The sequence below is a fragment of the Candidatus Paceibacterota bacterium genome, from assembly GCA_035530615.1.
Taxonomy (GTDB): domain Bacteria; phylum Actinomycetota; class Actinomycetes; order Nanopelagicales; family Nanopelagicaceae; genus QYPT01.
Genome location: DATKUL010000001.1, coordinates 471,754 through 491,525 on the forward strand (window position 1 = coordinate 471,754; position 19,772 = coordinate 491,525).

21 protein-coding genes are annotated in these 19,772 nt (G+C 50.4%); 2 read left to right on the forward strand and 19 right to left on the reverse strand.

The genetic code is table 11. The features are described 5' to 3' along the window. Nucleotides 1-39: 39 nt before the first annotated feature. Complete coding sequence (locus tag VMW30_02485; GenBank protein HUW87232.1) at nt 40-480, reverse strand: hypothetical protein; 441 nt, start codon at nt 478-480, stop codon at nt 40-42. A 275-nt stretch (nt 481-755) separates the two neighbouring features. On the opposite strand from VMW30_02485, the gene VMW30_02490 reads away from it, so the two are divergent. Both VMW30_02490 and VMW30_02495 read left to right on the forward strand, forming a co-directional pair. Then, nucleotides 756-1,979, forward strand: coding sequence for an XRE family transcriptional regulator (locus VMW30_02490; protein HUW87233.1), 1,224 nt, complete (start codon nt 756-758; stop codon nt 1,977-1,979). 2 nt (nt 1,980-1,981) lie between these two features. Next, complete coding sequence (locus VMW30_02495; GenBank protein ID HUW87234.1) at nt 1,982-2,515, forward strand: hypothetical protein; 534 nt, start codon at nt 1,982-1,984, stop codon at nt 2,513-2,515. Nucleotides 2,516-2,761: 246 nt separating this feature from the next. Here VMW30_02495 and VMW30_02500 read toward each other — a convergent pair whose 3' ends face one another. The 18 genes from VMW30_02500 to VMW30_02585 form a co-directional block, all read right to left on the reverse strand. Then, nucleotides 2,762-4,273 (reverse strand): ice-binding family protein, encoded by a 1,512-nt coding sequence (locus VMW30_02500; protein HUW87235.1) that lies wholly within the window; start codon nt 4,271-4,273, stop codon nt 2,762-2,764. A 142-nt stretch (nt 4,274-4,415) separates the two neighbouring features. Further along, entirely contained in the window at nt 4,416-4,700 is a 285-nt protein-coding gene (locus tag VMW30_02505) for a DUF167 domain-containing protein (GenBank protein ID HUW87236.1), read from the reverse strand. 21 nt (nt 4,701-4,721) lie between these two features. Next, nucleotides 4,722-6,167 (reverse strand): hypothetical protein, encoded by a 1,446-nt coding sequence (locus VMW30_02510; GenBank protein HUW87237.1) that lies wholly within the window; start codon nt 6,165-6,167, stop codon nt 4,722-4,724. Nucleotides 6,168-6,178: 11 nt separating this feature from the next. After that, nucleotides 6,179-6,358 (reverse strand): DUF5302 domain-containing protein, encoded by a 180-nt coding sequence (locus VMW30_02515; GenBank protein ID HUW87238.1) that lies wholly within the window; start codon nt 6,356-6,358, stop codon nt 6,179-6,181. Between the two features lie 25 nt (nt 6,359-6,383). Further along, entirely contained in the window at nt 6,384-7,436 is a 1,053-nt protein-coding gene (locus VMW30_02520; GenBank protein ID HUW87239.1) for an MraY family glycosyltransferase, read from the reverse strand. 23 nt (nt 7,437-7,459) lie between these two features. Further along, a complete protein-coding gene (locus VMW30_02525) occupies nt 7,460-7,657 on the reverse strand; it encodes a BldC family transcriptional regulator (GenBank protein HUW87240.1) in 198 nt (65 codons plus the stop codon). A 96-nt stretch (nt 7,658-7,753) separates the two neighbouring features. Next, nucleotides 7,754-8,569 carry a hypothetical protein gene (locus tag VMW30_02530; GenBank protein HUW87241.1) on the reverse strand — a complete coding sequence of 272 codons (816 nt, stop codon included), beginning with the start codon at nt 8,567-8,569 and terminating at the stop codon, nt 7,754-7,756. Nucleotides 8,570-8,574: 5 nt separating this feature from the next. Continuing rightward, nucleotides 8,575-8,751: a DUF3073 domain-containing protein gene (locus VMW30_02535; GenBank protein HUW87242.1), complete on the reverse strand. Its 177-nt coding sequence runs from the start codon at nt 8,749-8,751 to the stop codon at nt 8,575-8,577. A gap of 39 nt (nt 8,752-8,790) precedes the next feature. Beyond that, complete coding sequence (gene purM / locus VMW30_02540; protein HUW87243.1) at nt 8,791-9,846, reverse strand: phosphoribosylformylglycinamidine cyclo-ligase; 1,056 nt, start codon at nt 9,844-9,846, stop codon at nt 8,791-8,793. Continuing rightward, nucleotides 9,846-11,324: an amidophosphoribosyltransferase gene (gene purF / locus VMW30_02545; protein HUW87244.1), complete on the reverse strand. Its 1,479-nt coding sequence runs from the start codon at nt 11,322-11,324 to the stop codon at nt 9,846-9,848. Before purF ends, purM begins: the two co-directional genes overlap by 1 nt. Before the next feature lie 79 nt (nt 11,325-11,403). After that, nucleotides 11,404-11,709, reverse strand: a complete 306-nt coding sequence (locus VMW30_02550) for a sterol carrier family protein (GenBank protein ID HUW87245.1) — start codon at nt 11,707-11,709, stop codon at nt 11,404-11,406. Between the two features lie 10 nt (nt 11,710-11,719). After that, nucleotides 11,720-13,948 carry a phosphoribosylformylglycinamidine synthase subunit PurL gene (gene purL, locus VMW30_02555; protein ID HUW87246.1) on the reverse strand — a complete coding sequence of 743 codons (2,229 nt, stop codon included), beginning with the start codon at nt 13,946-13,948 and terminating at the stop codon, nt 11,720-11,722. Next, on the reverse strand, nt 13,949-14,620 hold the full coding sequence (purQ, locus tag VMW30_02560) for a phosphoribosylformylglycinamidine synthase subunit PurQ (protein ID HUW87247.1): 672 nt from the start codon (nt 14,618-14,620) through the stop codon (nt 13,949-13,951). It abuts the gene before it with no gap. Then, entirely contained in the window at nt 14,621-14,866 is a 246-nt protein-coding gene (gene purS, locus VMW30_02565; protein HUW87248.1) for a phosphoribosylformylglycinamidine synthase subunit PurS, read from the reverse strand. 21 nt (nt 14,867-14,887) lie between these two features. Further along, the gene (locus VMW30_02570; protein HUW87249.1) at nt 14,888-15,769 is read right to left on the reverse strand and encodes a phosphoribosylaminoimidazolesuccinocarboxamide synthase; all 882 of its coding nucleotides are present in this window, start codon (nt 15,767-15,769) and stop codon (nt 14,888-14,890) included. Beyond that, the gene (gene purB / locus VMW30_02575; GenBank protein ID HUW87250.1) at nt 15,766-17,187 is read right to left on the reverse strand and encodes an adenylosuccinate lyase; all 1,422 of its coding nucleotides are present in this window, start codon (nt 17,185-17,187) and stop codon (nt 15,766-15,768) included. Before purB ends, VMW30_02570 begins: the two co-directional genes overlap by 4 nt. Further along, nucleotides 17,187-18,431, reverse strand: coding sequence for a phosphoribosylamine--glycine ligase (gene purD / locus VMW30_02580; protein ID HUW87251.1), 1,245 nt, complete (start codon nt 18,429-18,431; stop codon nt 17,187-17,189). Before purD ends, purB begins: the two co-directional genes overlap by 1 nt. 49 nt (nt 18,432-18,480) lie before the next feature. Beyond that, nucleotides 18,481-19,764: an adenylosuccinate synthase gene (locus VMW30_02585; GenBank protein HUW87252.1), complete on the reverse strand. Its 1,284-nt coding sequence runs from the start codon at nt 19,762-19,764 to the stop codon at nt 18,481-18,483. Between the last annotated feature and the right edge of the window lie 8 nt (nt 19,765-19,772).

The window sequence follows — 19,772 nt, forward strand, 5'->3', positions numbered from 1 at the left end:
GGGCGTAGGTGGTCGCCGTAGTCATGGCATCCCAGTTGCCTAGTCGTTGAGCGACCACATTAAGCGGAGTCCCGGCTTCAAGAAGTACGGCCGCATGGAAGTGTCGGAGATCGTGAAAACAGTGAGAAGTTCTCCCTTGCGAGCGCCGGAGTAGATCGCCAATCGAAAGAACGCGAAAAGTCGGTGATCATTCAATGCTTCAAGAAACTTCTTCGCTTCTTCCCTTGTGAAGGGATCCAATCGCCGGGGAGTCCCTTTGGGAAGTTGAACTTTCTTTGCTGGATTGATCGCAAGCAGTCCGTCCACTTCGACGGCATAGGAGAGAGCCTTCTTCAAGATGGAAGCGTGGTACTGCACCGTTCTAGCTGATAGCAGCTCGCCATCCTCATTCCTAAATGATGGAAAGATAATCCCACTCATCGGAATAATTGACGGCGGAGACCAAGGGAAAGAATCACTCGGGGTTTCGGCAAGGGCCATGACCCGAAGTATGAATTTCTAAATCCAGCAATCCCACCTACTCATGTGCGCGCCGAAGTTGCACGAGTGAGGGGCGTGATCTGTACAAAAAGAGAACCCTGAGGTGCCCGAGCAATTGGTTGCAGTTAGCCGTCTATCGCATAAGCGTCCCCTAAATCGAGGGCTCCTTCCCGTGCGTTCTAGGTCGCCCAATCCTCGATTTCCACCGAAATTCACAGAAAATCGAGAGGGTCTGGACTTTGGATTTTCCGAAGTCATCGGGTACAGTCCCAATTATGGCCGAGGAACTGGGAACCAGAATCCGCATGTTCAGAGAACGGCGCGGAATGTTGGCGAGGGAATTAGCCGAAGTCCTTGATCTATCGGAAGCCACCATTTCCGAAATCGAAAACAACAAAAGGCCAGTGAAGGCCTACGAAATTGCAGAAATTGCAGATGCTCTAGGAATATCCGCGATCGCGCTATTCAATCCCGAGTCTTTTTCCTCCTCAATTCCGGTGTTCGCAAGGGTGGGAGATTCAAGCCTCAGCACGGAGAAAGTGCAAAGAGCGGTGCGATGGTACGCGGATTTCAAGGAAATTCTGGATCCATATGTTCAGCGGAATTTAGAATTAGTTGATGCTCGACCAAGGATCGAGATTGATAGCGACTACCTCGAGAAATCCAAGAAGTTGGCCGGTTGGTGCAATGACAATTTTGGTGATTGGCGCGGGTCGGAAGACAAATTCATGGCGCTCAAACTGGAGATTGAACAGAAATTTGCGTTCGATGTCGTCTTAATCGACGCAGGAGAAAACGAGATTCTAGGAGCCAGTCTCACGTCTTTTGAGTTTCCAATCATTTTTGTTAATTCGTCTATCTTAAAACAACGAGCCCTGTTCACCTTGGCGCACGAACTTGGACACATGTTAAGCGTTACAGATTCTTCGCTGATTCTTGATCATGAATTGAAAGACAAAAATAGCGCTGAGAAATTTGCTAACGCATTTGCCGCAGAATTCTTAATGCCATCCAACCTTGTTAAACAGAGTTTCAAGACTCATAAATTTGCGGGGCAAGCGTTTGAAGAACTGCTAAGAGTTTGCGGGGTGAGTTGGCAATCTCTTGTGTACCGTATTCACAACCTGGGAATAATAGATGCCAGCGTAAGATCAGCCCTTCTCCAAGTCGGAGCGATCGGCTACCAAGGGCACGTTCATCGTCGCGACAACCTAGAAGTGGACCTGCTACCTCATGAAATACCCCTTAACGCTGCCCCTGGAAGCATTCTTGCTGAAGCAGCAAAGAGAGCCTTCATCGCTGGGGATTTGGGGCTCAACCCAACGATTTCGATGTCCGGCTTTACTGAGGAACAATTAATTAACTTGTCCCCTATGCCGGATAAATCCACACCCGACCGCGAACTAGAAGTTGAACTTGAAGCACTCAAGAACATCGCCAGTGACTCAGAAAATTCCCAAGCCGATGAATCTATGGATGAAAATCGAGTCTACGCGTAACCGTGGCTCAACCAGTTATTTATGACACCTGCTTATTGAGCCATATGGCCGAAATTGATCGATTACCAGTGTTGGAATACCTGTATTCAGATCGACCAACACCGAGATGGACGCCTGCCGTCAAGCGTGAAGTTGTAAAAGGCACGAAAGTCCCCAGAAGCCGAGATTTCTGTCATAGAATCCTGAACCTGACGTGGTTGGAAGATCCGATTGAGCCAAAAGATACTAGCGCGGTTCTCTATCTGCGGAGTCAACTGAGTAAGTCTGATCAGTCTCAATCCGCAAATATGGGTGAGGCAGAGAGCATAATCTTGGCGAGAGAAGTATCCGGAAGTTTTATGACCAATGATTTTGGTGCCTATGGGTACGCTGGAAGAACGGAGTACTTGGGTACAAGTCGGGTGCTGACAGCTTGCGATGCCCTCCACGAGGCATACAACTACAACCAGATGAGTCTTTCGGACGTTGAGCAGGCGCACGACCAGATTAGACTTGAGAGGAACATGATTTGTGAATGCCAATTCAAGTCATCGTAGGTTTCCAGAAGTTGCTAACACTAAGCAGAAAATCATGCGAAGCCCAAGGGAAGTGTGACCCATTCCCAAGCAAATTCACGCCTAGAAATGGGTCACTAGGGGATGCCAGAGATCGTATGAAACAAGCCGACCGCGACTGAAGTCGACGGTTCGATCCCGTCCCTAGCCACAACCATTTTCCAACACAGAAGGCTCGGCCCCGACATTAATGTCGGGGCCGAGCCTTCTGTGTTGCGCTAATCGGACCTAATCCCTACCAGAGTTGTGGCCTCTATTTATAGTCACTAGCGATCCAAGCACTGGCAGCGCCGGCACTCCTGCAACTATGGTGCCAGTAAAACCAATAGCGAAACTGGTTATGGGCCGAGACTTTTTGCTATTGGAATTTGCAGGTACCGTGAACTTGACCGTCACATTTGTTGCTCCTGTTGTAACGGCCTGCCATTTTCCACTGTGACCTGTCCGATTCCAAGCATAAAGAACTCCGCTTCCAGTTGCGGTCCCGGCGCCGTTAACGGATGAATAAGTGTTCAACGCCCCTTGGAATCTCCACTGCCGTGGCACCGTCCAGGTAACCTTGCCCGCAACCGCGGTTGAAGTGTCGAAAGTTGGAAGAGCCGATTTAATGAGAAGGTTGAAGCTGGCTCTCCCGAATGGAGAGATATAGGATCCTGCCCCGCTGACAACAACGCGGGATTGGACCTTCTCCTGAGTTCCAACAACCAACTCCACTGGGTTGCTGGTGGAGGCCAGGCAGTAGCCATCACCCGGATAGGTTGCCAGCAAGTGATACTCGCCGTTTATCCAATTGGTGGTTACGACCGGACTTGTGAGTGGATAACTTCCCACGACTCCGGTTAATGGATTCTTATTCAAGGAAAATGAAATCGGTCCAGCACAAACTCCAGTACCAGATTTCGGAGATGCAACGGCGCTCAGAGTCAAAGTGGCACCGGGTTGAACACTGCCTGATGATGGGCTAGTTATTTGAACCCTGGTTTCCACCTTATTCGCGGTGCACGGTGACTTGATGATTGAGTTTGCATTCAACGCCACTGAGCCACCCAGCGACAGAATGCGCCCCAACACCTTGGCATTTGCCCCGCCGGTGAAATTCGAATTTGTCAAAATCGTGCCTTTGAAATCTGAATTTGCGCCCAGCGTCGTAGTAGTCCCCACTTGCCAAAACACATTACATGCTTGTCCTCCATTGACGATATTGACCTGGCTTGAAGCGGCAGTATTCAGACTCATAGGGGTTTGCAAGATGAAGACTGCGTTGGGATTTCCTTGTGCGTCAAGTGTCAGTGTCCCAGTTACTCCCAAACCCGTTGGATTGGTGTAAATACCAGGAACCAAAGTTTGACCTCCAAGATCCGCCGTAAACACGGAAGCTGGCGCTGCAACAACAGCTAAGGAGTACGCAGTTGCCAGATCGGTCTTAGCTGCGATAGCCGTCGCATCGCCGAAATGATACGAACCAGAGAGTGAGAGTGTTCCGCTATCTGAATAGGTTACCGTCGGATATATGCCAAGGTCACCTTGGATTGTCGTTGCACCAGTGTTTGAAATCCCACCACCTGCTAACACTGCAAAGTTATTTGCCTGTCCAAGGGAAATAGCAGTTGCGGCAGATGCGACTGGGGTCGCAATTACCATGAGAGTTGTTGCGACCATAGAGATAATTGCCGCATAAGCAAATCTCGCCTTTCGCATCTTTTCTTTGGCTTCTTTAGCGATCTGAGTTTTTATGTTCATGTTTCTCTCCATAGTGTCATTACTTTGAGAACCTGTAACACCTACTAGGGGTGGTAGGTTCCTAACGAATGGGGTTTCGCTAGGTCTCTAAGATAGGCACCGTATCCTTAAGTCATTCTGTGAAAATATTGTCAGAACTCTGTTATAAGAGTCTGGGATCACCACTCAATTCGTCAAGCCGCATCTGCAAGGCGTCCGAATCTGCATCTATGACAAGCCGCTTATCTCTAGTCAATTCACCATGCACGATTGAGATATCCCGCGCTCTCACGCCGAACGCCTTAGCCACTTCTTTGAGTACCGCCTCATTGGCTTTACCGTCGACAGCCGGAGCTTGAACCGCCACGATCAGCCGTGGAGGGTCTCCAACGGTGCCTCCAACTCTATTTCGCTTGGCGTTTGGCCTTACACGAATTTCTATTAACACTAATTTGCCTTAAGAATAAAGTCAGACGGAACGAGAATTGAACTTCGACCGGAACCGCACAAAAAGGAAAATTAACGGAATGAAGATAATTGATCGATGGCGGAAAGATGTGCCTAAATTAACTTCCACCAGAGCGCTAAAAATAATCAGTAAAGTCGTGAAGACGATAGTGAAGACGATTGCTGGATCTCGTAGGAACATTGATTTTCGAGAGCGAAATATCTGAATACCAACACAGAAATAAAGTAGCCACCAGATTGGCGACTCGAAGGAAACAATGCTGAGCGCAATTCCACCTTGATCCAAGAATGGAATTGGCCCAAAGAGGAATAAGAATGCAGGACGAAAAATTGACAGTGGGTCATGGACATTTCCTGGCTTCAGGATGTAACCACTCAGCGATGAACTCTCTGGCAGCGCTGCCTTGCTCTTCTTGACCAAGCCACTTTTTACTTTTTCATCCCAGATACTGTGAACCTTAGTAGCAATGCCGAGTGCAGTCAGGACTCTCGTAAACGGAGAATCTGGATTATCCAGCAGGTAGAAATGCAGAGCGATGAGAGTCGTATCGCCATGAAAAGTCACGACAGTAACCGGCTCGCTTGATCCCGTCGGCCCCAAAGGTCCACCTGGACCGCTCGATCCCAATTGGTCGTTGGGTATAGCCACCTGCACTATCGAGTCACCTGATCGTCCGCCCACCGATGTGACGTCAGTATGGAAAATAGATGTAACTATAAATTGGAGTGCATACCATGAAGTGGTACCTGCAAATAAAATGGATGGAACGAGAAAGAGAGCCACTACCAAATGAATGAGTTTTCTTCTGTATTTTCGTCGAATGACTTCCACAACTATCAGCCCAACAGCCGCGGCCACCAGGCAGATCCAAAGATAGCTTTTGGTGGAGAGTAGCCCGTACGACCCGAAAACTAAGAAAAGGGATGCTTTCCTCTCTTCGCCTTCAAAAAGGTAAGCAACTCCTACGAGTACAAGGCTAATCTCAAAAAGAATAAAGGTCTCTCGCAATCCGACCGAACTCCATAAGAAGATCGATGGAACGTAGAAGAAATAGAATATTCCATTACTTTTCTTAGTTCGCGGATGCGATCGATAATAATAATTCATGAGGAGAGTCAAACTTGCTGTCACCAAGGCAACCGAAAGAAGCCTGATGGCTACATAATCCGGTACCCCACCAATATTCAATAATTTCGCTGGTAGATACGAAATCCAGAGAAATGCCTTGGGGGCAGTGATCCATCCACTGCCAAATTGAGGATTCGCATCTGGACCACCATACAGATTATTAAAAGTGTATAAATATCCGCCTTCATCCGGTGCAAATGCGAAAAGCTTTCCAAGAAAAACAGCAAAAAGAATGTGAGCGGTTACAAATATGGATACAAATTTATTGCGCCAAATAACTCCCGTTACCCTTCTGGGAGCACCAACGAAAATGAGCATCTATGGCGTTCCTACGCAGACCCAGATTTACGTTGGAAGCGTTTGGGAGCCCCACCCGCAGCCTGGCCACCGCCAACTTTCGAACCAGCATTTGGGCCCGTCGCACTTCCGGACACACTCTTCTGCTTCTTCTTCTCTAGCGCTTCAAGGAACTTGGCACGGGCATCGTCTTTTGGCTTCTTATCGGACATGCGCACAGGGTACTACTGCCCTGCCTCACCTACCTGCCTCATCTTCGCTGGGAATTCGCAGAAAAAAGATGAGAAGGAAAAGCCAAAGTACGACTCCTCCGATCATCAATTGGTTACCGTGTTGAACAGGCCAATGATAGACAGCGAGTGCGAGAGCACCGAAAACGGCGGCGGCGAACCAGAGAATCGGAGCAACGACGTGTCGATCGATTCCAATGCGAATAAGTCGGTGGGACAAATGGTCACGACCGCCTTGAAATGGCGAAATTCTTCTATAGATTCGAGAGCCGACCGCCACGGTAGTGTCAAGAATCGGCAATGCCATCAAGAAAAGCGGAATCGCAAGCGATTTACTCCGTGGAGCAAGATCTGGATTTAGGCGAATGGTCAATACAGAGATGATAATCCCTAGAAACAATGATCCCGCATCTCCCATATAAATCTTGGCTGGAGCCTTGTTCCACATCAAGAACCCCGCGGTAGCACCTGCGGTGACGATGGCAAGAGCACTAACTAAAACTTGTTGGCGGTCGTAAGCGATGAAAAAAAGGAAAATCGCGATCACCGCGACAGTACCCGATGCGCCACCATCTAGATTGTCGAAAAAATTTATCGAGTTGCAAACACCAACAATCCAAAAAATCGTAACCGCACTATCTAGAATCTTGATGTTGAGCGGCGTCCCAATTGTGTTAGTAGAAATCAGAATGGATGCCACAACTACAGCCGCGATTGTTTGAAGAACCAGCCGCGGCCACGGCTCTAACCCACGTAGATCATCAACGAGTCCCATAATTGAAATGGCGAGTGCGGGAATGAGTACCGAGCTCGCAAGTGCAAAGGTGTGCATCGAAAAGTCCGAGTAGAGCATCGCCCCGTAACTGGCGATTAGTATTCCTATAGCGATCCCAACTCCGCCCAAATAAGGCACGGGCTCTTTGTGAGTTTTACGAGGAATATCTGGAGAATCGACGGCACCATTTCGGATCGCAAGCGCGCGCATAATTGGCGTTAAAGCACCAACCAAAATAAAGGTGAAAGCACCAAGCAATAGGAATTGCCGTATCGAATACTGCATTTTTGTATCTGGAGAATATTTCTTTAGTTGCCTGAGTTTGGACGGCTTTGAAGCAACTCTTTAACTTCCGATTCTCGGTATCTGCGATGACCACCGAGGGTGCGAATAGAGGTTAATTTCCCAGCTTTTGCCCACCTAGTAACCGTCTTTGGGTCTACGCGAAAGAGTGCTGCAACTTCCGCTGGAGTGAGAAGCACTTCTGCATCGGTAAGCCTGTTCATACAAATTACCTCCACAGATGTCCATTTCGCACCAATATGACAGGAAGTATCCGCCTTTGTGGCCACTCGTGCAAGAGGATTCTTTTATTATCTCGACTACATTGCCTGTTCGAAAGCAGCGACTTCTCGCCAACGCGTGACAAGTCGCTCGTATCCTCGACCGGCCACTGCACCATCACCCGAAGCAAGACCGGAGACAGAACTCAGTACATCTTCAATCGAAGTATCCGCATCAAGTCCCTCTTCTCCTTTCCCAACCAGAGACTTCTCAAGATATTCGGCTAGTCCCCCATAATCCAGTTCGAGAAAAGACTCGGGATGAAAATTGTCTAACCAGTTGCCCAAGTCTTGTAACTCCTCTTCCACTTGACCCGAGCCAAAGGCGTTCCGCACTGCACTATGTGTAATCAGGCACCGAGCCTTTGCATTCGCCAGTGAAGTGCGAACTACCGTGAAGGGGCCGTAACTATCCCTACCGCGCACGCGTTCTTCAGGGACAAATAGTGTGAACCAGCGCGGAGGAATGATCCACGTCTGCGTCAAAATGTGAGGCACTTTACTTTCAACAAAATCAAACCCGGAAGTCATGACTTCTTCAACTCCTTCAGGGATAAAGAGCGAACTCACACTGGATGGAAGTGAAGATTTAAAATCCTCGATCGCGGCCCAGCATCGCGTGGCAGTCGACCATGGTGATACGTACCGCGCATTATCTATATCGATGACGTGTGCGCCATCGGGTCTTAGAGCTGGCGACTCTGGTGAAATAATCCTTCGCAATGCAAGAATCTGCTCTTCCCGCGAAGAGTTCTCTGTTGCAGCGATTGTCGACCACCTCAGGCGGTCAGCGGGTTGAAAAGAAGAGATGGGTTCGTAGACTCGTAACGATGCAACGTACGGAGTCGGGCGCATGGCGATTACGCCCGCGGAATGTAGTTGCCTTCAGCGAACGGATCGTCATCATCACGATCTTTCGCCGTATCAGGCTCTCCGTGCAGCTCTTTTGCTAGGCGGTCGAGATCCATCTCTTGGGATGAATACTTCAGATCGCGAGCAACTTTGGTTTGCTTGGCTTTTGAGCGGCCGCGCCCCATAGCGTGACCTCCTTAACTATGTGCAATCAGGGAGGAAGGTTATCGTGCTTGGTAGGAACCTTCCAAAGTGGCCCCCGGGGACTCGGGGATCTCTAAGACTTCACCTGCGACCCAGGCCTTAATTCCGCGCGCAGCCAGCGTTTTGAGCGCCAAATCAGCGCTGCCGGGGTCAATCACCGCCACCATGCCCACTCCACAGTTCCAGGTCGCCTCGTAGTCAGCCTGCGCGATCCTGCCCAGATTGGCTAGGAGATCGGTAGCCACCGGCAGGGCCCAGGTGGAGCGGTCAAAACGAGCGCTCAGGCCGGAGGGGATCACTCGAGCGGTATTCGCTGCCAACCCACCGCCCGTCACGTGGGCAAAAGTACGTAGGTCCGTGTGCAGAGCTTTGATGAGGACCAGGCAATCACGGGCATAGATCTCAGTCGGTGTCAGGAGTTCTTCCCCGAGTGATCTTCCTAAATCTTGGTAGGTGTGGCCCAGATCCAACTTGCTCGTCACAAGGATGTGGCGAATCAAGGAGTAGCCATTTGAGTGAAACCCGCTGGACGGCATCGCCAACACCAAGTCGCCCTTTTTAACTTTCTCCGCGCCTAGCAGATTGGGCGCATCGACAACTCCAGTTGCAGCGCCGGCAATATCGAATTCATCTTCCCTCAATAACCCGGGGTGCTCTGCCGTCTCTCCACCAATCAATGCAGTGTTGGCCTTCTGGCAACCCACCGCAATTCCCTTGACGATTTCAGCAATGCGCTCGGGAAATACTTTTCCGACAGCAATGTAGTCGGTCATGAATAGTGGCTCGGCTCCGCAAACCACCAAATCATCAACCACCATCGCGACAAGGTCTTCACCGATAGTGTCGTAGATTCCCATCTGACGGGCAATCTCTGTCTTGGTCCCGACGCCATCAGTAGATGTCGCCAGCAACGGTTGTTTGTAATTCTTGAGAACCGAGGCATCGAAGAGTCCGGCAAATCCGCCGATACCTCCCACTACCTCTGGTCGAGAGGCTTTGGCAATAGAAGCCTTCATCAATTCAACGGCGCGTTCTCCGGCTTCAATGTCCACGCCTGCATCGCGGTACGTCGACATTAGTGAGCCCCTTGCACGGGAGTAATTTCCAAACGCATCTTTCCCTCGGACATATCCGTCGGGATTGAAATTGGGTATTCGCCGGTGAAGCAAGCATGACAGAGCTTGGATTCAGCAATCGTCGTCGCTTCAATCAATCCCTCTAGGGATACATATCCCAGTGAATCAGCACCGATCGATCGACGGATCTCCTCGATCTCCAAGCCGCTCGCGATTAATTCTGCGCGTGAGGCAAAATCAATTCCATAGAAGCAGGGCCATTTAACTGGAGGACTGGATATTCGCACATGAATCTCGCGTGCGCCCACTTCACGGAGCATTCGCACGATTGCACGCTGAGTGTTGCCACGCACAATCGAATCGTCCACGACAACGATGCGCTTGCCCTCAATAATCTCGCGCAGGGGATTGAGTTTGAGGCGAATTCCCAGTTGTCTAATGGTCTGACTGGGTTGAATGAATGTGCGGCCAACGTATGAATTCTTTACAAAACCAGCGCCGTACGGAATACCTGATGCACGCGAGTAGCCAATGGCTGCCGGAGTCCCCGATTCAGGCACTGGTATGACGAGGTCCGCTTCGACTGGATGTTCATGCGCTAAGCGCTCACCCACGGCCACGCGAGTTGCATGTATGCCTCGACCGGCAATGGTTGTATCCGGACGCGCTAAATATACGTACTCGAAAAGACAACCTTTAGGGTCTGGCGGAGCCCAGTGCTGCGAGCGGATACCAGTCTCATCGATTGCGATGAATTCGCCTGGCTCTACTTCACGAACGAAAGATGCACCGACAATGTCTAAAGCAGCGGTCTCGGATGCAACGACCCATCCACGTTCTAGTTTGCCAATAACCAATGGACGCACTCCATGTCGATCACGGGCTGCATACAAAGTGCGCTCGTCCATAAAGACAAGAGAGAAAGCGCCCTCAAGTAGCGGCAGCACTGCCATCGCACTTGCTTCGAAGTTCTTTTCATCCCGACTCGCAAGCAGGGCAGTCATGACTTCAGTATCAGTCGTTGCACCGCGTTCTTTACCAGTGGTTAGCACGCTCTGATGTTGCAGCATCTCTGCCAGACTGCCAGTGTTTGTCAGATTGCCATTGTGGGCAAGGGCGAGAGTGCCGTACGTTGTGGGACGAAGTGTCGGTTGCGCATTCACCCAGGTACTTGAACCGGTAGTCGAATATCGGCAATGTCCAATTGCCAACTCGCCCTTGAGAGAGATGAGATCGGCTTCGGTGAAAACTTGCGAAACCAGACCCATATCCTTATAAACAAGAATTCTCTCGCCGTCACTCGTTGCAATACCGGCAGATTCTTGGCCACGATGTTGAAGTGCATATAGTCCGTAAAAAGTAAGTTTGGCGACCTCTTCACCTGGCGCCCAAACTCCAAAGATTCCGCACTCATCCTGCGGACCTTTATCTTCAGGAAAGAGTTCGTGAGTAAGTAGTCCATCTGGACGGCGGGTCATTTCGTAGATTGACCTCGCTTTCTGAATAGAAAATGGAGAACATTTCCAACAAAATTTGATTGCCTTGCAACGAGAATTATCAAAGTATAACGTGCAATTTGAGTAGCGGCAGATACGGCGAGAGGTCAGCTCGTGCCCCAGAAGCACGGACTGAACCGGAGGCGAGGGCCTGCGTCCACATCAAAGTCCCCTCTGCCAAGGCAAGCCAAGTTTCAGCATCCATTTCGATGACATTTGGCGGGGTACCTCGCGTATGGGTGGGACCATCACCAAATTGAATTACGGCATACGGTGGAATCCGGACCTCGATCGCCCGACCCGGGGCAAGGGACGAAAGTTGACGCAAAGTCGCTTTGACCGATTCAAGAATCTCTTTGTCAAGCATTCTCAGATTGCTACCCAAAAAGTTTCGGAATCGTATCTGTGTAGCTTCTTCGCAACTCATCCAGTGGGATCACTGCCTCATTAATTGTGAGTGAGTTCCCCCCCGAGGTGCCAATCTTCGTTAGAGTAATATTCGCAGTCTTGGCGAGTTCGCCCAGTCGGTCAGCGTTCTTTGATTCGATCGCAACGATTACACGACCCGGTGTTTCACTTAGCAGAGCGGTTGCGACCTCACCCGAGAGAGTAATAGTCGCACCGATGTTCTTCCGTAATGTCATTTCCGACAGTGAGGCCGCCAACCCGCCTTGACTCAAATCGTGGGCAGATTCAAAAATTGACTGACCCTCAAGAAGTAGATCTATCAATCTCATTTCACGTTGAAGATCCGCAATCGGTGTCTGCCCTCCTCGTTGACCGTGCATGTAAGCCCATTCACTTCCGGCGAAATCTTCATGCGTCTCACCAAGCAAATAAAGATCAAGGCCCGAACGATCAAGTGCCATGCTCGTCCGAGTTCGTACATCCTGTATCACGCCAAGAACTCCGATGACCGGTGTCGGCAAGATCGCCACCGTTCCAGTCTGGTTGTAGAAGGAAACATTTCCTCCAGTGACAGGCAATCCCATTTCCAAACAACCGTCCGCCAACCCACGCACAGTCTCAGCAAATTGCCACATAACTTCCGGATCTTCAGGCGAGCCAAAGTTGAGACAGTTTGTGACTGCCAACGGTTTAGCGCCAGCAGTTGCAATGTTGCGAGCAGCTTCGGCCAACGCCAATCTCGCGCCCTCGTATGGGTTCAGGTACGACCAAGAGGCATTAGCATCGGTCGAAATAGCCACACCTAGATGGGTTTTCTCATCAATTCTGACCATTCCAGAATCTTCGGGCTGTGACTGGACCGTGTTGCCTTGAACGTACTTGTCATATTGGGCAGTCACCCAACTCTTATCAGCCATATTGGGGCTAGCCATGAGCTGGAGCACAGCCGCACGAATTTCTTCTGCGCCTTTGGGCATAGGAAGCGAAGGAGTCTGAGCAGTAAGTGCATCAATATAATCGGGCTTTGCCATGGGACGGTTGTAGACAGGTCCTTCATGCGCGACGGTGCGCGGAGGAACATCGACAATTACTTCGCCATGCCAGGTAATTATTAGTCGATCACCATCGGTAACTTCACCGATGACCGTCGCGGTAACATCCCATTTTTTACAGATCTCAAGAAAGCGGGCAATCCTGCTCGGTTCGACGATTGCGCACATACGTTCTTGAGATTCACTCATCAAAATCTCTTCTGGGGAAAGACTGGGATCGCGCAATGGCACATCATCCAACGCAACATTCATTCCGCCAGTGCCCGCCGAGGCGAGCTCACTCGTTGCGCAAGAAAGACCCGCCCCACCCAAATCTTGAATACCTACGACCAAATCTTCGGCAAAAATTTCAAGGGAGCACTCGATGAGTACTTTCTCTGTAAAAGGATCACCAACTTGAACACTCGGTCGTTTGGCAGGACTCGTCGAACCGAATGTTTCACTTGCAAGAACTGAAACTCCTCCAATGCCATCTCCACCAGTCTTCGCTCCAAAGAGGACCACAAGATTTCCAACACCCGAAGCTTTCGCAAGTTTGATCTCATCATGACGCATGACGCCAACGCAGAGTGCATTGACAAGTGGGTTGCCTGCGTATGTCTCATCAAAACTAATTTCTCCACCGATGTTTGGAAGGCCAAGACAATTTCCATACCCACCGATACCTGCGACGATGCCAGGAAGCACTCGGCGTGTGTCAGCGGCTTCTGCAGGGCCGAATCGGAGTGGATCCATGATCGCGATTGGTCGGGCACCCATCGTCAAAATGTCGCGCACGATTCCACCGACTCCAGTTGCTGCGCCTTGGTAAGGCTCGACAAATGAGGGATGGTTGTGGGATTCAATCTTGAAAGTCACTGCGTAGCCTTGTCCGACATCTACGACTCCTGCGTTTTCACCAATACCTACGAGAAGAGCAGCGGTTTTAGGGGCTTTTTCACCGAATTGGCGCAGATGAACCTTCGAAGACTTATAGGAGCAGTGCTCACTCCACATGACCGAATACATGGCCAATTCACTGGAACTTGGGCGCCGCCCAAGAATCTCGCGAATTCTCTCGTACTCATCGATTTTGAGTCCCAGTTGTGCGAAAGGTTGTTCAACATTGGGAGTAGTACTTGCAATCGCGACTGTATCTAATGACATCTACTTTCCTACCATCTGGCTAATAATTGATGTAAAAAATGGAAGCCCATCGGCACTTGGTCCCGTCAGGGAATCAATGGCGTGCTCGGGATGCGGCATGAGTCCGACGACGTTTCCTCGAGCATTGGTAATCCCCGCGATTAAATTGCGCGATCCGTTGGGATTCTCTCCAACGTAACGAGCGACAACCAGTCCTTCTCCCTCTAGATGTTCCAACGTCGGATCATCACACTGAAATGATCCCTCGCCATTTTTTAGTGGAATAACAATTTCCTGGTCTTTGCTAAACGATGAGGTCCACGACGTGGAAGTATTTTCAATTCTTATTCTCTGGTCTGTGCAGAGAAAATGCAGGCCTTGGTTCCGAGTCAGGGCACCTGGCAGTAAGTGTGACTCGCATAGAACTTGGAATCCGTTACAGATTCCTAGAACCGGCATTCCAACATTTGCCTTTTCAATAATTGAAGTCATCACCGGCGCAAAACGCGAAATGGCACCGCAACGTAAATAGTCTCCGTAAGAAAATCCACCAGGAAGAATTACTGCATCCACTCCGTGCAGATCGGGATCCGCATGCCAGAGAGAGACTGCCTCTGCACCGGCTGCACGAATCGCACGAGCGGCATCATGATCATCTAGCGAACCAGGAAAGGTGACTACGCCAACTTTCACTTACTTCTCCACTCTCACCGTGAAGTTTTCAATTACTGGGTTCGCCAACAAAGTTTCCGCTACTCGAGAGATCTCGGCCAATTGGGCGGCCGATGGCTCGCCTTCGACTTCGATCTCAAATCGCTTTCCCTGCCGGACGGAGGTCGCAAAAGTGAAACCTAAGCGAGGAAGGGCGGCGCTCACCGCCTGCCCTTGGGGGTCGAGAATCTCTGGTTTAAGCATGACATCGACCACGATTTTTGCCATGTGAATCTGCTCCTTTGTCGTCTAATCCTGGAAGGGTGTGCCGGTAAGCCTCAAATATGCATCTCGGTAACGTTCTGCCGTCTTCTCGACGATCTCTGCAGGCAACTGCGGCGGTGGGGATTCACGATCCCACCCGCTTTCCACCAAGTAGTCGCGAACAAATTGTTTGTCGAAAGAAGGCTGGGCTCCACCAGGACTCCATGTTTGTGCATCCCAGAACCTGGATGAGTCTGGAGTCAGAGCCTCATCGCCCAGAGTGATCTCATCATTTTCATCAACGCCGAATTCGAATTTCGTGTCAGCGAGGATAATTCCGCGGCCCTTGGCGTAATCAGCGGCGGCGCTATAGAGCTGGAGAGTCAGATCGCTGAGTTCATTTGCTTTAGGAACAATTTCAAGTGCTTGTTCTAGATTGATATTTATGTCGTGGTCTCCAACTGCCGCCTTCGTCGCAGGAGTGAAAATATTTTCAGGAAGTTGTGAGCCATCCAGTAGGCCACTCGGAAGAGGAATGCCACAGACTGACTGCGACTTTTTATACTCACTCCATCCGCTGCCCGTGAGGTAACCGCGTGCCACGCATTCAATGGGGAACATGGTCAGCGGTTTAACAATTACCGCGCGGCCTTTCACCTCTGATGGAACATCCACGCTAATGACGTGATTTGGAACAATGCTCTTCAACTGTTCGAACCAGAAGAGTGAGAGCTGAGTAAGTACGGCCCCCTTTGTTGGAATCGGCGTGGGTAGAACCCAGTCGAAAGCAGAGATCCGATCGGACGTCACCATCAACAGGCGGCCCGACGCGTCTGAATAAAGATCACGAACCTTTCCAGTTCGCAGATGTGTCCAGCCTGGAATTACGGCTGCTGGTGGTGGCCCGGCTTGGCCAAAGCCGCTCATCGAATCGTCCCTGGTTTGTAATTGGCGGCATCGTGATGCGTCGCGGTAATCAATTCAATTCTCTTCACAACGCGGGCAACCTGCTCACGGGCATCGCCCGTGAATTCAATGGGATTGCTGATGAGTGCAGCCAGGCTCTCCCTATCCAGCGGAATCCTTGGATCATCAGCGAGAGCAGCGAGAAGTAAGTTGGGTTTTCCTTCGCGCATGGCTAATGCAGCTTGGGTTGCGTGCTCTTTGATAATCTCATGGGCGGCTTCACGACCCACACCCGCCTTCACACTTGCCATCAGGATTTTGGTGCTGGCCAGAAATGGCAGGTACCGCTCAAGTTCTGCCTCAATAACTGCCGGGAAAATACCAAATTCACTGATTACGGTGAGCATGGTCTCCAACAGCCCATCAATGGCATAAAAAGCATCCGGAATCGCCACGCGGCGCACAACGCTGCATGAGACATCGCCTTCGTTCCACTGGTCTCCGGCTAATTCGCCAGCCATAGAGACGTACCCGCGGAGAAGCACAGTGAGACCATTTACACGTTCGCAAGAACGAGTATTCATTTTATGCGGCATGGCGGAGGAGCCAACTTGTCCGGCCTTGAAACCTTCCGTGACAAGTTCGGCACCCGCCATAAGCCGAATAGAAGTCGCTAGCGAGGATGGCGCTGCTGCAATCTGAAGCAACGAAGAGAGAACATCAAAATCGAAGGAGCGAGGATAAACCTGACCTGTTGAATCCAGTACGTGATCAAAACCTAATTCAGAAGCAATTGAGAGTTCGAGTTGCTTGTGTGCTTCCGAGGATCCGAGCAGATCGATGGAATCTTGCGCTGTTCCGACCGGCCCCTTTATTCCTCGAAGCGGGTAGCGCTCCAAAAGAGAGGAGAGGCGTTCGTAGGCAAAAAGTAATTCTTCCGAGGCTGAGGCAAAACGTTTTCCAAGAGTTGTGATCTGGGCCGGAACGTTGTGTGAACGGCCGGCGATTGGTTGATCGGCATATTGGGTTGCTCGCTCACCTAAGCGGGCTAACAAAGCAACCGTCTTGTCTCGGACAATAAGCAAGCCATTTCTGATTTGAAGTGCTTCAATATTTTCCGTCAGGTCACGACTTGTCATTCCAGCATGGATAGCCTCGTGGCCAGCCAAAGCATTGAACTCTTCTATTCTTGCTTTCACATCATGACGAGTGATCTTCTCTCTCGCATCGATGGAAGAGAGATCAACTTGAGTGATTACCTTTTCGTAATCCCGAATAACATCCTGGCTAATTGGGTGACCGAGTTTGGATTGAGCTCGTGCGACTGCAAGCCAGAGTTTTCTCTCAGAAATTATTTTGGCTTCCGGCGCAAAGATCTCGCGCATTGCACCTGATGCATATCTACTCGCCAGAACACTCACTGGTACATTCTCGCCCATCAGTTGCCCTTCTCCGCAATCGAGGCATTGAAAGCTATATCCGTGCGGAAAAACGAGCCCTCCAAGTGAATCTGGCTTATCCCGCGATAAGCGCAGTTGCGCGCTTCCGTAAGATCGCTACCCAGACCAGTAACAGCCAATACCCGACCACCGTTAGAGACGAGTTCGTCGTTTACTAAGCCAGTTCCAGCCTGGAAGACCTGTACGCAATCAATATCTGGAAGGCCCGTGAGCGGGTCTCCCGTCCGCGGCGAATCTGGGTAGCCATGTGCTGCCAGCACCACCGTGACTGCCGACTCCTCACGCCATTCCAGAGTTACCCCATCTAGATCTCGCATGGCCGCTTTATACAGAAGTGCTCCCAAAGGCGTGATGAGACGCGGAATCAGTACCTGCGTCTCTGGATCGCCAAATCGAGCGTTGAATTCAATAATCCGAGTTCCATGGTTTGTGAGTGCAAGACCCGCATAAAGCAAACCCACAAAAGGAGTACCCCGCGCCGCCATTTCAGCAATCATCGGTGCGAGAACTTCCCGCTGGGTCTGCTCGACAATATCTGTCGGTGCCCAAGGAAGTGGTGAGTATGCGCCCATCCCACCTGTGTTGGGGCCCTCATCATGATCGCGCGCGCGCTTAAAATCTTGCGCCGGTTGCATGGCAATGATTCTTTTCCCGTCTGAAATTCCAAAGAGTGAAATCTCCGGGCCGTCGAGAAATTCTTCGATAACGACTTTCTTGCAACTCAGTGCGTGCTTGAGGGCTACATCACGGTCCCGCGTAACAACCACACCTTTTCCAGCAGCCAAGCCGTCGTCCTTTACAACATATGGCGCGCTGAACGAATCCAAGGCCCTCTCGATTTCCTGTCGAGTCGTACAAGTGAAACTTCGTGCGGTTGGGACACCGGCATCATTCATAACTTCTTTTGCAAAAGTTTTGGATCCCTCTAATTGAGCCGCCGCCTTGGACGGGCCAAAAGTTGCAAATCCACTTGCTCGCAATACATCTGCCACCCCATTCACTAGTGGCGCCTCTGGCCCCACTACAACGAGATCAACGTCTAACTCTTGTGCAAGAAGTAAAATTGCCGCATTGTCGGTCATATCGACCGGATGAATTGTTGCGATTTCGGAAATTCCGGGATTGCCAGGTGCGCAATGAAGCTCTGCTACCTCGGGATCAACTGCCAGACCGGATGCAAGTGCGTGTTCGCGTCCGCCGCTGCCAATGAGTAGAACTTTCATCGGAGTGCCTCAATAATTTGAGCCACGCCTCCCACCAGAGTATTCATCCTTAGACAAAGTCCTTTACGACGATGGTCTGATTTCTTCCAGGACCAACACCAATTGCGCTCATCGGTGCACCTGAAATCTTCTCGAGAAATGCTACGTACGCTTGCGCGTTCTTAGGCAAATCCGAAAGTTTGCGCGCGCTAGAAATGTCTTCGGTCCAACCAGAGAGGTATTCATAGATTGGCTTTGCGTGGTGGAAATCCGATTGAGAAGAAGGTAACTCTTCAATACGTTTGCCATCAATTTCATATGCGACACAGACCGGAATCTTCTCCCAACCAGTTAAAACATCTAACTTTGTTAAGAAGAAATCAGTGAGTCCGTTTACTCGAACGGCGTAACGCGCAATTGGTGCGTCATACCAGCCACAGCGACGGGCGCGTCCCGTAGTAACGCCAACTTCGCCGCCAATGGTGCGTAACTTCTCGCCATCTTCATCGAGAAGTTCTGTTGGGAATGGACCGGATCCAACTCGCGTTGTGTACGCCTTCACAATGCCGATTACCTTCGTAACCTTGGTTGGACCTATGCCAGATCCTGTGCAAGCCCCGCCCGCCGTCGGATTACTGGAAGTGACAAATGGATATGTTCCATGGTCAACATCGAGGAGTGTGCCTTGGGATCCCTCGAGAAGGACAATTTTGCCTTCCTCCAATGCCTTGTTAAGGAGCAGTCCTGTATCAGTGACATATGGGCGCAATATCTCGGCATACCCTAGATATTCTGCAAGCACATCTTCGACTTCGATGTTCTTTCGGTTAAATACCTTTACCAGAATTTGGTTTTTATCTCGTAAAGCACTCTCAATTTTCTGACGAAGAATCGAAGGATCAAAAAGATCCTGCACGCGAATACCAATCCGATTGATCTTGTCTGCGTAAGCTGGTCCAATACCTCGACCTGTCGTACCAATCTTGGAAGTGCCAAGAAAGCGTTCGGTAACTTTGTCGATAGTGCGATGATAAGGCGTAATCAAATGCGCATTCGAACTAATAACCAGTTTAGAACAATCTATTCCGCGCTCCGTGAGGTCCTTTATCTCCTGTAGAAGTACGCCGGGGTCAATGACAACACCATTACCGATGACTGGCACAACATCCGGACTCAATATTCCAGAAGGAAGCAGGTGGAGTGCGTACTTCTGATCACCGATAACAACTGTGTGACCCGCGTTGTTGCCGCCTTGATAGCGGACGACATAATCAACGCGGTCACCCAGCAGGTCAGTAGCTTTACCCTTGCCCTCATCGCCCCACTGTGCTCCCAGCAGAACTATGGCTGGCATAAGTAACG

Coding starts and splice junctions, on each gene's coding strand:
- VMW30_02525 (HUW87240.1), bottom strand. CDS start 7,657: ATGAACAGGCTTACCGATGCAGAAGTGCTTCTCACTCCAGCGGAAGTT.
- VMW30_02570 (HUW87249.1), bottom strand. CDS start 15,769: ATGAGCGGCTTTGGCCAAGCCGGGCCACCACCAGCAGCCGTAATTCCA.
- purM (HUW87243.1), bottom strand. CDS start 9,846: ATGTCGACGTACCGCGATGCAGGCGTGGACATTGAAGCCGGAGAACGC.
- purS (HUW87248.1), bottom strand. CDS start 14,866: ATGGCAAAAATCGTGGTCGATGTCATGCTTAAACCAGAGATTCTCGAC.
- VMW30_02535 (HUW87242.1), bottom strand. CDS start 8,751: ATGGGGCGCGGCCGCTCAAAAGCCAAGCAAACCAAAGTTGCTCGCGAT.
- VMW30_02500 (HUW87235.1), bottom strand. CDS start 4,273: ATGAACATAAAAACTCAGATCGCTAAAGAAGCCAAAGAAAAGATGCGA.
- VMW30_02490 (HUW87233.1), top strand. CDS start 756: ATGGCCGAGGAACTGGGAACCAGAATCCGCATGTTCAGAGAACGGCGC.
- purL (HUW87246.1), bottom strand. CDS start 13,948: ATGTCATTAGATACAGTCGCGATTGCAAGTACTACTCCCAATGTTGAA.
- purF (HUW87244.1), bottom strand. CDS start 11,324: ATGACCCGCCGTCCAGATGGACTACTTACTCACGAACTCTTTCCTGAA.
- VMW30_02510 (HUW87237.1), bottom strand. CDS start 6,167: ATGCTCATTTTCGTTGGTGCTCCCAGAAGGGTAACGGGAGTTATTTGG.
- purB (HUW87250.1), bottom strand. CDS start 17,187: ATGGGCGAGAATGTACCAGTGAGTGTTCTGGCGAGTAGATATGCATCA.
- purD (HUW87251.1), bottom strand. CDS start 18,431: ATGAAAGTTCTACTCATTGGCAGCGGCGGACGCGAACACGCACTTGCA.
- VMW30_02530 (HUW87241.1), bottom strand. CDS start 8,569: ATGCGCCCGACTCCGTACGTTGCATCGTTACGAGTCTACGAACCCATC.
- VMW30_02550 (HUW87245.1), bottom strand. CDS start 11,709: ATGCTTGACAAAGAGATTCTTGAATCGGTCAAAGCGACTTTGCGTCAA.
- VMW30_02485 (HUW87232.1), bottom strand. CDS start 480: ATGGCCCTTGCCGAAACCCCGAGTGATTCTTTCCCTTGGTCTCCGCCG.
- VMW30_02520 (HUW87239.1), bottom strand. CDS start 7,436: ATGCAGTATTCGATACGGCAATTCCTATTGCTTGGTGCTTTCACCTTT.
- VMW30_02585 (HUW87252.1), bottom strand. CDS start 19,764: ATGCCAGCCATAGTTCTGCTGGGAGCACAGTGGGGCGATGAGGGCAAG.
- VMW30_02515 (HUW87238.1), bottom strand. CDS start 6,358: ATGTCCGATAAGAAGCCAAAAGACGATGCCCGTGCCAAGTTCCTTGAA.